The sequence below is a fragment of the Bdellovibrionota bacterium genome (assembly GCA_040386775.1).
Classification (GTDB): Bacteria; Bdellovibrionota; Bdellovibrionia; order Bdellovibrionales; family JAEYZS01; genus JAEYZS01.
Genome location: JAZKEU010000017.1, coordinates 246,316 through 258,337, shown reverse-complemented (window position 1 = coordinate 258,337; position 12,022 = coordinate 246,316). Strand labels below are relative to the sequence as shown.

Sequence of the window (12,022 nt, the reverse complement as noted above, 5' to 3'; positions counted from 1 at the left end):
TGCTATTTAATATTGATACGTAATTTCAACATCTTGAGTCTTGCCACTATCAGTTAAAATATTAGAGGCACCCCGATACTTTAAAAGTTGTTTTTTAATTGTATCGTATTCGATATCTACTGTTTGCACAAACATTTTTAAAACCCAGCTATTTACCGTCATTTTTAAATTTACAATAGGTCCTTCTGTCTGTTTTTTGTCTTGAGCTCTTATATTGAATGTAAAATAATCCAATAACCCTGGTAAAATAAGCTGAATGTCCTTGTCTTCATTTCTTTTAAATTTATCAAGATTCTCTCGAATAAAATAATGAAATCCTTGGCAAGATACCATCTTCTCAGATGCTTTTATAATTTTTGTTTTTATATTAGATTTTTCATTTTCTTTAGACTTTAACAACAGCTTGTCGCCATCTTTAACAACAATATGTTCGATTCCACTTCTTAGATCTTTAAAGATATATTCTGGTAAAAACATACTGGTTTTATAATCTGATTTAAGCTCCGCAATAAGTTTATCTTCATGGCTATAGTAAAGCGTTTCACTTGAAATAACTTTATTATTATCAAGGATAACTTTATGTTTTTCTGTATAGACCACTTCCCCTTTTGTATTTTTAGCTGTACCTGTGAATTTAAAAATTTCCGCATTTGCTATACTTGTAAAAAAAATTAATATCACCATGCTAGCCGCTTGCTTCTTAGAGATTCTTTGAACAAGTATTTTAAGTGGATAGTAAGTTGCCAATCCAATAATAGGAGCGCTTATCAACCAAGCAACACAAGCCCGTAAGGCAAGGCCTGTGTAAGTCTGAAAAAAACCTACAGTATCGATTTGAAAGTGAGTAAGCATATCTTGAATGTTAAAAATCATTTTTTCGTAACCAAAAATATAATTACCCATTAGAAAGAAAGGAATTAATAGAGCGAATTGGAGAGGATAACAAACATAGTTGGCGATCTGAATTGCAATATGATTCACCTTAAAAAAATGAGCAAATAGCGCACACAAAATTGTTGTGGATCCCAAAACCGGAAAACATGAGATTGCAATCCCTGCACAAAGGGAAAGTGCTAATTTCTCAGGAGTTAGCCCTTGCTTTAATAAATCTACGATGGGGTTTAAAATATTTTTTTGAAAAATGTTTTTCAAACAATAAATTCTTTCATTTTAGGACGGGTTCTATTCCAAGCATCTCGAGATTGTTCGATCACTGATTCTTCTTTTACAGATGTCAGTTTAGATTTATCCACTAGCATTTTTCCCTCTACAAAAACGTAAGCCACATCGTTAGGATGAGCACCGTAAACTATTTGTGAGGCGGGATCGCCATCAGGATTCATCGAGAGAGATTTACGAGACAAAATAACGATATCGGCCTTCTTTCCCACTTCCAACGTGCCTATTTCTTTATCCAGCCTTAGAGCTTTGGCTGCATCTACGGTAGCCATCTTTAGAACTTGCCACGCTGGCATACTCAATGGACCGTATTTGACCTTGTGAATCGTGGCTGCCAATCCCATTTCATTAAAAATACTTAAGCGATTGTTGCACGGGGCACCGTCTGCACCTAACAGCACGGGAATTTTTCTTTTTAACATTTCAGGAATATCCGCAATACCAGATGCCAATTTTAAATTGGAACCAGGACAATGACATACTCTTGTTTTTGTCTCTGCCAAAATCGCCATCTCTTTCTCAGTGAGATGCACACAGTGAGCGAGAATTGTATCTTCCCCAGAAAATTCTAAGTCATTTAAATAGGAAATATTTTTTCTGCCTGTTAATTTTTCGACAAGCTCAATCTCCCCTTTGTTTTCTGAAGAGTGCGTTTGTAAATACCAACCATTTTGGCGAGCCATTTTTACCGATTCTCTCAAAAGATTTTCTGTACAGCTCACGGCAAACCTTGGGGTAACCGCGTACTGAATTCTGTTCCCATGAGCCTTATGCCACTTTTTACCAAGGTCATAGACTTCTCTCAAAGAAGTATCTGTTTTTTCTAAAAGAGGGGCTGGAACGCCTTCACCTTGATCCATCTGAGTTTTTCCACCGATGTATCGTAATCCCATTTTTTCTACGACTTTAAAGACTCTTTCATGAGAGTGTGTGGTTCCGTAATCACAAATTGTTGTTGTTCCACCCAACAAAAGCTCTGAAGTTCCGAGCAGACTTGATGCTTCGATGGCATCACCATCCATTGCGGCTTCAAAGGGCCAGGTGCGCTCCTTTAGCCAATCCAAAAGCTCTAAATCATCGGCTTGATGCCTTAAGAGAGTTTGTACAAGATGAATATGTCCTTGGATAAAACCGGGTAAAGTAAAGCAATCCTTGGCATCAATCACATGAGTGTTTGAATCCGGTTGAATCTTTCCGATTTGCTTGATGATTCCATTTTCAATCAAGAGATCGTTAGATAATACTTCACGATCTTTGATCATTGGGATGAGAGTTGAATTCTGAATTAAATATTTCATGAGTTTAATAACGTAGCATAACCCCAGCACGAACGCCATAGTAGGTTGACTTTGCAAAGTCAGAACTTGGAGTCATACCGTACTCAATTTGAAGCGGGATGTACATGTTATCTGTTAATTCAACATCTGCTCCACCCCCAAACATGTATACGGCTTCACTTTTGATTGATGCTTCATCAAGAGCATTTGTCTTTTTGCTGAGAGGATGCTGTAACCCAAGACCTAATCCCGCCCAAACTGAGCTGAATAAACTCACTTTACCCCAAGCCGCTCCTTTGAAGTAGGTGATTTCTGTTTCACAAGTTACACAATAACCACCTGAACCACCATCCACAGAGTCACCTTTTACATTGAACTGCTCCATCCCCGCTAGAGCTCTCACTGAGAACCAGTCATTGAGCTTCATATCAGCAACTGCCATTAAACTGAATCCCATACCTGTGGTTTCTACTGTTTCAGTGGGAGTTGGGTACGGAAGTTTTAGCTCCATGGTATCAAAACCAACTCCTAACATACCGCCGATAGCAAATGTGGAGTTGTGATTGGCAACAGTACTTTTCTTTACAGATTTTTTAGTCGTTGGCATTTCTTTCGGTGATTCAACAGATTTTCCAGCTGCTCTTGTGTACACTGTTTGATTGATTTTCGCCTTACCACGCACAAGTTCTGCAATCGCTTTATCGTCTTTTACTGTCGTGACTCTCAGAATAGCGGTTTTCTTTTTCGACGTGGGATCAATGGTTTCTACCATATCTCCTTTACTCACAGACATTCCATCTAAGAAGACCAGTATCTTTTTGCCCTTCACTTTTTCTACGTACGCCGCTTGAGAAAATTGTGAAAATAATATCGTACTTAATATTGTATTTAAAATTAACAAATGATGCAGTCTCATGTTGATCCCCTATATACCTTATTTTATTAGTATCTTGGCTAGTTTATCAAAAAATTCGATCATATCAGGACTTAAGTCATATTTATTGTTATTAAGATCATCTTAATTTATATTAAGAAACCGAGTGCGTTAAACTAATATTGTTTGATGGTTTATCACGGAGGGAATTGTGAACAATAGCATACTACTAGTTGAAGATGAGTCAGAGCTCAGAGATTTTCTGACAAGTATATTTGAAGAAAACGGCTACAAAACCATTTCTGTGAACGACGGCAAAAGAGCGTTTGAAGTATTAGAAAGCTTTAGGCCTAATCTTATGATCCTTGACCACAATCTACCCGATATACAGGGCTCTCAAGTTCTATCTCGCCTCCGAGGTGATGCAAAATATGCCGATCTACCGGTGGTATTCTTAACTGCGATTTCGAGCGAAGACAATATCGTTAATGCTTTTGACATGGGTGCCGACGACTATATCGAAAAACCTTTTTCTGTGAATGTTCTTTTGAGAAGAGTAAAAGCAGTTTTAAATCGTTACCAAGAAAAGACCTCAGCTTCCTCAATTTCTAGTCGCAACATTCTTGTGAAAGGAGATCTTGAAGTCGATTTTGATTCTTACAAAGTAAAAATCCTTGGCAATAATCTAGAAATCACTTTAATGGAATTCAACATTCTAAAAGAGCTTTTAAAGGCTGACGGAAAACCTCTTTCTAGAGAATCACTTATCCAACGCATCAATGGCACTAATTCAGTAACAGAAAGAACGATTGATGTTCACATCTGTGCAATTCGTAAAAAACTCAATACCTACGGAAAAACAATCGAAACAATCCGTGGTGTTGGCTACAGATTGCACGTTTAAAGTTTCAACTTAACAATTAACCCCATATGATCTGAGAATCCCGCAGCATTTGGATTTGTGGCATTATGAAAATATCTTTTTGGAGCCGAGAACGTGCAAGCTTTCGCGCGACTCTCTTCTGTTTCGTCTTTTTTCGATTTTGGAGTCACACTTTTTAATACAAAGTCTGGAGCAAGGATTCTGAACGTTTCAGTCATCACTTCCATACCTTTATTGTCTACTAAGTTTGAACTCACAAAAATGCGGTCCAAGTGATTCCAAGTTCCATCACCACTGTAGTAATAAGAGCTTGGAGCCATTTTCTTTAACATGTTGTTAGGATCTTTCTTGTAAGAAGATTTTCTATATTTTTGTTCTACATCAAGGAGACTATATTCCCATTCCTTATCTTGAATAATATCAAAGGGTTTTGGACTGTCCTTTTCGATCGTATTGAAGTCCCCTACCGCTACCACATGGTAGTTGTCTTTGTATTTCTTTGAGAATTGATCAATTGTTTTTCTAATGTGCTTAGCGGCTGTTACACGCGTCACTGATGGGGAAGCTTGAGATGGCCAATGATTCACATAAAGACCGATCATTTGATCTTTGTTTTTTAGACTTATAAAGTTTGCCACCAAAATATTGCGCGTATTCTTTTGTCCCACTTCTGACGGAAATACGATCTTCACTTCTTTCATTTCTTTTAATTTAACTTTGTCTTCTTTGTAGAGAACAGCAAGTTCAATTCTCTTATCTTCACCTGATGTAACGAGAAATTTTGGGTAACCTAAGTAATCTGCCAACTGGGAAACCACATTCACATTTTCAACTTCAAGAACTGCGAGCATGTCTGGAAGTTCGCCTTGAGCTTCAACGACTTTTTTAATTTGCGATAACTTCAATTCAAGTCTGTCATCTGTCCAGTCTGTTTTCTGGCAAGCTTCTTTATAATAACCTTTTTTGAAATCACATTTTTCTTTTTCCGCACTATCTATAGGTAGGAATTCATAATCATCTCGTCCTTCATCATGGATAGTGTCGAACAAATTTTCTACATTATAAGACATAATTTTGATTTCATCACTTTCAGTTGTGACAATATAATCAGAATTTTCACCGTATTTCTTTTGGCCAATACAAGCTTTCTTGACTTTTTTTTCCGATTGCTTTTCTTCGATGCGATTTGAAACTGCTACCGAACTAGAACTGAAAGACGAAACCCCTACGAACGTAAAAACCGATAGAATAAGTGCCCAAAACTTCATTAAATCCCCCCATGAAAGTTTCTTACCGTTAGTTATTCTTTTATTTGAATGTAAACCGAGAATATTCGTATCTTAGAGATTTGGTAGTTTCCACATAAATGCAGCGCGACTCTTAACAAAGTCCTTCTTCACAGTAAGGATGTAGAAAAAACAAGCATGACATTGTCAGGAACGTGTTAGACGAGGGAGAATATACAATTTGGTCAAACATTTTCTGGATATTTTGCTCGTACTTTTCCTGCAGAATCGGATCCTTGAGATAAAGAGTCAATTTTGTAAGGGCCGTCATATATATGGAATTACCGCATGGAATGGCTCCATCATAGAGATCCTTCATACGCATCAATACCACTTCTTGAGACTGCGGAGTTTGAAAGTAGCCGCCACTAGGATCACTGAACTCGGTCTCAACTTTATGAATATGATCTTTTGCCATCAAAATATACTTTTTATCGACCGTGAGTTCATAAGCATGAGTCAAAGCCCAAATGAACGAAGCTTGATCCTCCAAAAACTCGTACTTTTGAAGTTCATCATCGCAGGTTCTATGGAAAAGATGATCATCGAGTTTCATTTCACTAATAATGAATTCGATATTTTTTAAACCGGCTTTTTTATAAACTTCAGCTTTTAGAGAAGATTTTAAATCAAATACTTTGGCCGCTTTTAAAAATGATGCAGCCATGATCGAATTCCAATCCGTTAAGATTTTTTCGTCTCTCAAAGGTTTTGGTCTCTGTGCTCTAATTTCTAAAAGTTTTTGTTTGATTGGGGCAAACTTTGTAAAGAATGTCTCAATATCTTTTTCTGTTTTTACTTCGAGAGAATTTTCTAGATAGAAAATATTATGATTGTTTTTTTGCTGAGTGGCCTCGTCGTAATAATTTCCTTCAAAAGAAAATTCAAAATCTTCTCTCAAAAAAGCCAATTCTTCGGCACTGAGATGCTTCTCCAGTTCGTTGACCGTCCAGATATAGAACTTACCTTCTTCCCCGTCTGTATCGGCATCAAAAGCGCTATAGAAACCACCGTTTGAGCTTGTCATTTCTCGTAAAACAAAGTCATAGATGTTTTCCGCAATTTGCCTGTAGAAAGACTTCCCGGTGAGCTCAAAGCAAAAGGTGTAAGCATAGGAAAGCCACGCTTGATCGTAGAGCATTTTTTCAAAGTGCGGGAGGATCCACTTCTCATCTGTGGAATATCTATGAAACCCATCTCCAATATGATCGTAAAACCCACCCTGATGCATTTTGAAAAGAGTTTTTTCCACCATCGCTAAGGATTCTTGATCCTTGGTGAGCTTGTAATTTTCAAGTAAAAAAATCAATTTATGAGGCGATGGAAATTTGGGTTTGATTCCAAATCCACCATTTTCATTATCAAACATTCCACTCAATTCTTCTTTGGTTTTGTGGACTAAAAATTCTAAATCAAAATCGCTACTCACCGTTTTGTTGTTTTGAGATTCTTTGAGAGCAGCTTGAATGCCATCCACAGTGAGATTCAATTCGTCTTTTTTATTAGTAAATATATCTGAAACTCGTGGCAAAAGATCAATCAAACCGACTCTACCGTATTTTGAATTTTTAGGAAAATATGTTCCTGCGAAGAATGGTTTTTTGTCCGGTGTTAAGAAAATATTTAAAGGCCATCCACCATGGCCGGTCAGCATCTGACATACGGTCATGTAAACCGAATCGATGTCTGGACGTTCTTCTCTATCCACTTTTATGGAAACAAAATTTTCATTTAAAATTTTTGCCACAGCTTTGTCTTCAAACGATTCATGCTCCATCACATGGCACCAATGACAGGTCGAATAACCTATAGATAAAAAGATAGGCTTACTCTCGCTCTTCGCTTTGGCAAAAGCCTCTTCTCCCCACGGATACCAATCGACCGGATTATTGACGTGCTGCTTAAGATATGGACTTTTCTCATTTTTTAAGTGGTTCATGTACAATCTAATCTATAGATTACCTGCGAACTGTAAAGTAAATACTGTCCCCAGAGCGGCTAGCTTCCTATAAATTTCATTCCTATGATAAGTATAATGTTATAGTAAGTATAAGGAATATCATATTTGACTTATACCTGTGCTCTCACTAAACCTTATCACAAGGATTTAGAGATTATTTTTGAAAACAATAAAAGGGGAAATCATGAAAGCATTGAAAACATTAGGAGCAATAGGATTAATTTTAGCGGCAGGTACCGCAAAAGCTGAACGCATCGTTTGTGATACAAGAGAACAATTTGGACCAAGAGTTAAAGTTGTCGTTGAAGACAATAAAGTTACTGTAACAACAGGATCAAAGCCAACTGTTCATAACAATGTAGACCATGTTTGGGATGGACACGGATCTGGATTGATCACAGCTCCAGGATTTTCAATGAAATACGACAATCATTTCGGTTGCATTAAAAACGTATTGATCGTTACACCAGTGAATAGTTCAAACTTAAAAGTTTTAGAAATCGCAAAATGCCCTACTGAAGAGTGTCAGTAGAAAAGCGTTAGCCTTGACGCGATTCGACTTTAGGTCGGACTCATTGCCAATTTCCTACTAAAAGCGTACATATAAGTTCTTATCAGGAGAACTTATATGTCACGCAAATTGAGAGTTGGAATTAATGGTTTTGGTCGTATTGGTCGTATGGTTTTTAGAGCCGGTTATGACAAAGTGGATTTTGTTGGAATCAACGACACTTCAGATATCGCGACGAGCGCGCATCTTTTAAAATACGACAGTACTCACCGCATGGCTCCTTTCGAAGTTGGACATAACGCTGCCGGGTTACTCGTTAATGGGAAGAGCATTCCTGTTTCAAGCTCCAAAAATCCGGCGGATATCCCTTGGGACAAATGGGAAGTGGATATCGTGTTCGAATGTACAGGCGCTTTCAAATCAGCTGCTGATTTCCAAAAACACATTAAAGGTTCCGTAAAAAGAGTTCTTGTCTCAGCTCCTGCTGAAGGCGTCGATTTCACCGCGGTATTTGGCGTGAACCACACGCAATACGATGCAGGTAAACATAAGATCGTTTCCAATGCTTCTTGCACCACAAACTGCCTTGCTCCTCTTGTTAAGGTTCTTCACGAGAACTTTACGATCGAAAAAGGTATGATGACCACCGTTCACTCGTACACTAGCGACCAAAGATTACTTGATGCAGGTCACAAAGATCTCAGACGCGCTAGAGCCGCCGCTCTCTCCATGATTCCGACAACAACAGGGGCAGCTATTGCCGTCGGCGAAGTTCTTCCGGATCTAAAAGGAAAAATCGACGGCGTGAGTATCCGAGTGCCGACGCCAGATGTATCACTGGTTGATTTCGTTGGTATTACAAAAAAACAAGTTACAATCGAATCAGTTAACGATGCACTAACAAAAGCTTCGCAAAAAGAAATGTTGGGCATTATGAAAATCGAAAAAGATCCTCTCGTGAGTACAGATTTTATCGGCTCCCCTTTTAGCTCCATCATTGATTTGGATCAAACGATGGTGATCGAAGGAAACATGATCAAAGTTCTTTCTTGGTACGACAACGAGATGGGCTTCTCGCACAGAATGGTTGATCTAGCGTTATTTATGAAAGCAAAAGGTTTGTAGTCATGACTCTTATTCCGTCAGCAACCCCGGCCCCGGTTACTCCTGGCTTAAAGGGAATTAAATTTATCGAAGAACTCGATATCAAAGAAAAAAGAGTTTTCTTAAGACTCGATCTCAACGTACCTTTGAAAAATGGAAAGATCACAGACGACACAAGAATCCGAGAAGCCATTCCAACAATCCAGTATTGCTTAGACAATAAATGCAAACTCATGATTGCATCGCATCTTGGACGGCCTGAGGGTTTTGACAAAAAATATTCCCTAGAACCAGTTGCTGAAAGACTCCATGAGCTCCTCAATGCAGAAATTCACTTGATCGAAGACCCTGCGAGCGATGCACCAAAAGCCTTAATGAAAACTCTTAGACCAAATCAGATCGTTCTCCTTGAAAACGTAAGATACATTCCTGGAGAACAAAAAAATGATGAGAAGTTTGCCGTAAAGCTTGCGCAATACGCAGATGTTTACATCAACGATGCCTTCGGTGCTTCTCACCGGGCTCATTCTACTATTGATGCTCTTCCGAAACTTATCAAAACAAAGGGCGTAGGTTTCTTGATGAAAAAAGAAATCGAAATGCTTGATAAAGTTCTTTATCATTACGAATCCCCATTCATCGCAATCCTTGGCGGATCTAAAGTGAGCGACAAGATTGGCGTACTTGATGCTCTGATTGATCGCGTAGACACCTTCATCATCGGTGGTGCCATGGCCTATACATTTATGGCCGCCCTGAAACAAGGAGTGGGAAATTCTCGTATAGAGCAAGACAAAGTGAGCTATGCAAAAAGATTTATGGAAAAAGTTGAAGCTCGTGACAAAAAAGTGCTACTTCCCATAGATCATGTCTGCTCAAAAAATTTTGAAAATCCAATTCCGCAAGTTGTTGGAACTCCAGATATTCCAGATGGCCTAATGGCCCTAGATATCGGCGAAAAATCGCGAAGATTATTTGCAGCAGAAATTGCTAAAGGAAAAACTGTATTTTGGAATGGCCCCATGGGCGTATTCGAGAAAAAAGGTTTTGAACGCGGAACGATGGGCATCGCAAAGGCTGTGAGCGAATGTGAAGGCTTCACCGTTGTGGGCGGCGGCGATAGCGTGTCGGCACTCAATGAATCAGGTTATGCAGATAAAGTCGGCCACATCTCTACCGGCGGCGGCGCAAGTTTAGAATATCTTCAAGGCGATAAATTAGCTGGATTGGAAGTTCTAAGAACCAGAATTAGGGAACCATCACCATGATAGAAAAAGTTGTAGCGGCAAATTGGAAGATGTATAAGAACCCCGAAGAGTCTACGGCCTTTCTTAAAAAATTCTTAGAATTACTCCCACCAGCAAATCAAAAACAGGTTTTTATTTTTCCCCAAACAGTTTGCTTACAAGCTGTGGAAGATTGTTTGGCCGAACAAAATGTGGACATTCTTACGGGAGCACAGAACTGCTACACGGAGGATGAAGGTGCCTTTACGGGCGAAATTTCGCCTAAGGTTCTTAAAGACATGAAAACAGATGCCATCTTGATTGGCCACTCAGAGAGACGCAGTCACTTTAAAGAAGACAATGAACTTTTATCTAAAAAAATTAAATCCGCTCAGGCTCATAATTTAATTCCAATGTATTGCATTGGCGAAACTTTGGATCAAAGAAAGGGCGGAAAAACTTTTGATGTTCTAAAAGAACAATTAGAAGTGGGGCTAAAACATTTTGATCGCAAAGGAAGCCTTATTGTTGCTTACGAACCTGTTTGGGCCATCGGCACCGGCGAAGTCGCCACCCCAGAACAAGCTCAAGAAGCCCATGCCTTTGTAAGAAAAACTCTTCAAAAAATCACAGGCTTAGATACTTATAAAATTCTATACGGCGGATCTGTTAAACCTGAGAACGCACAAGAGCTTATTTCTAAGCCCGATATCGATGGCTTTCTAGTTGGCGGAGCTTCTCTTAAACCAGACAGTCTCGCTCAAATCTGCCAGATTGCATTAACCAAAAGGCGCTAAGTCGCCTTTAGCGATGTTATGCGACTCTTTGCGTTATTGTAAAAATATGTGGCCTAGTTGGACGCTTAAGCTTATAAATTTCTTTCTATTTTTAGGAGATCACATAAATGACTTTTGTAGCAGTCCTTCATATTATCGCAGCATTACTTTTAATAACTTTAGTTCTTATTCAAGATTCTAAAGGTGCAATGGGCGGTTCATTTGGTGGCGGCGGTGGATCTTCTAATTCTATCTTGGGTCCGACTGGCGCTCCTAATTTTCTTTTCAAGATGACTAGATATATAGTTCTAGGTTTTGCAATAACTAGCTTACTACTTACAAAACTCTCTTCTGAAAAAAGCGGAAGTGCTCTTGATGACCTTCCTCCCGCTACAACCCAAAGTGCTCCAATGACAGCACCTGCTGAAACTCAAAAAACAGCGACTCCAGAAACTAAGTAGTCAGCTAACTAATTATCAACTAGCCAAAAACGTCATCTAACGTAATAATTAATTCATCGTCTCTAAAGGACGAGCAAGGATTAGATGAAGAAGAATATTCTTTTGGTTTTATTTTTGTTATTGGGACTTGGCGTGATCATTTATCACGAAGCGATCGTAGAAAGGATCGACCAGTCTTTAACACCGAAGGACACTAGAGAGACCATCGCTACCATTCAGAATATCGAAGGCAAAGTGCGCTTTAAAGCTGCTAAGACTCTCAGATACAAGAATGCACGCGACGAACAGGAACTCAAGAACCAAGACACTATCACCACCGATGAAGGCTCTCGCGCCAAAATCACTTTTGCTTCAGGCTTTGAGATCCAAGTGGAGCCAAATTCTTTGATAGTTATCGAAAATCCTAAGAAAGATGAACAAGGTAGAATTCAAATCACGTTCTTAAAAGGGGATTTCAAGGTCATCAAGGCCGGAGCTCCCAATCA

At 38.9% G+C, this 12,022-nt stretch carries 12 protein-coding genes; 7 read left to right on the top strand and 5 right to left on the bottom strand.

Annotated features, from left to right (window positions below):
• Window positions 1-6 precede the first annotated feature (6 nt).
• The 3 genes from V4596_11395 to V4596_11385 are packed head-to-tail and all read right to left on the bottom strand — an operon-like array spanning window position 7 to window position 3,372.
• Window positions 7-1,152: a DUF2062 domain-containing protein gene (locus tag V4596_11395; GenBank protein ID MES2769738.1), complete on the bottom strand. Its 1,146-nt coding sequence runs from the start codon at window positions 1,150-1,152 to the stop codon at window positions 7-9.
• Window positions 1,149-2,477: a 5'-deoxyadenosine deaminase gene (locus tag V4596_11390; protein MES2769737.1), complete on the bottom strand. Its 1,329-nt coding sequence runs from the start codon at window positions 2,475-2,477 to the stop codon at window positions 1,149-1,151. Before V4596_11390 ends, V4596_11395 begins: the two co-directional genes overlap by 4 nt.
• A 4-nt stretch (window positions 2,478-2,481) precedes the next feature.
• Window positions 2,482-3,372 carry a hypothetical protein gene (locus V4596_11385; GenBank protein ID MES2769736.1) on the bottom strand — a complete coding sequence of 297 codons (891 nt, stop codon included), beginning with the start codon at window positions 3,370-3,372 and terminating at the stop codon, window positions 2,482-2,484.
• Window positions 3,373-3,541: 169 nt separating this feature from the next.
• Between V4596_11385 and V4596_11380 the strand changes: the two genes are divergently transcribed.
• Window positions 3,542-4,234, top strand: a complete 693-nt coding sequence (locus V4596_11380; GenBank protein MES2769735.1) for a response regulator transcription factor — start codon at window positions 3,542-3,544, stop codon at window positions 4,232-4,234.
• On the opposite strand, the gene V4596_11375 is transcribed toward V4596_11380, so the two are convergent.
• Window positions 4,231-5,481, bottom strand: coding sequence for a hypothetical protein (locus V4596_11375; protein ID MES2769734.1), 1,251 nt, complete (start codon window positions 5,479-5,481; stop codon window positions 4,231-4,233). The genes V4596_11380 and V4596_11375 overlap by 4 nt on opposite strands.
• Window positions 5,482-5,593: 112 nt before the next feature.
• Complete coding sequence (locus tag V4596_11370; protein ID MES2769733.1) at window positions 5,594-7,438, bottom strand: thioredoxin domain-containing protein; 1,845 nt, start codon at window positions 7,436-7,438, stop codon at window positions 5,594-5,596.
• Window positions 7,439-7,643: 205 nt separating this feature from the next.
• Here V4596_11370 and V4596_11365 point away from each other — a divergent pair, with 205 nt between their 5' ends.
• The 6 genes from V4596_11365 to V4596_11340 form a co-directional block, all read left to right on the top strand.
• On the top strand, window positions 7,644-7,991 hold the full coding sequence (locus V4596_11365; protein MES2769732.1) for a hypothetical protein: 348 nt from the start codon (window positions 7,644-7,646) through the stop codon (window positions 7,989-7,991).
• Window positions 7,992-8,087: 96 nt separating this feature from the next.
• Window positions 8,088-9,095 (top strand): type I glyceraldehyde-3-phosphate dehydrogenase, encoded by a 1,008-nt coding sequence (gene gap / locus V4596_11360; protein ID MES2769731.1) that lies wholly within the window; start codon window positions 8,088-8,090, stop codon window positions 9,093-9,095.
• A gap of 2 nt (window positions 9,096-9,097) precedes the next feature.
• Window positions 9,098-10,342 carry a phosphoglycerate kinase gene (locus tag V4596_11355; protein ID MES2769730.1) on the top strand — a complete coding sequence of 415 codons (1,245 nt, stop codon included), beginning with the start codon at window positions 9,098-9,100 and terminating at the stop codon, window positions 10,340-10,342.
• Window positions 10,339-11,097 (top strand): triose-phosphate isomerase, encoded by a 759-nt coding sequence (gene tpiA, locus V4596_11350; GenBank protein ID MES2769729.1) that lies wholly within the window; start codon window positions 10,339-10,341, stop codon window positions 11,095-11,097. Before V4596_11355 ends, tpiA begins: the two co-directional genes overlap by 4 nt.
• A gap of 107 nt (window positions 11,098-11,204) precedes the next feature.
• A complete protein-coding gene (gene secG, locus V4596_11345) occupies window positions 11,205-11,537 on the top strand; it encodes a preprotein translocase subunit SecG (protein MES2769728.1) in 333 nt (110 codons plus the stop codon).
• An 84-nt stretch (window positions 11,538-11,621) separates the two neighbouring features.
• Window positions 11,622-12,022 (top strand): hypothetical protein (locus V4596_11340; protein MES2769727.1); only part of this gene is annotated, 401 nt, incomplete at its 3' end.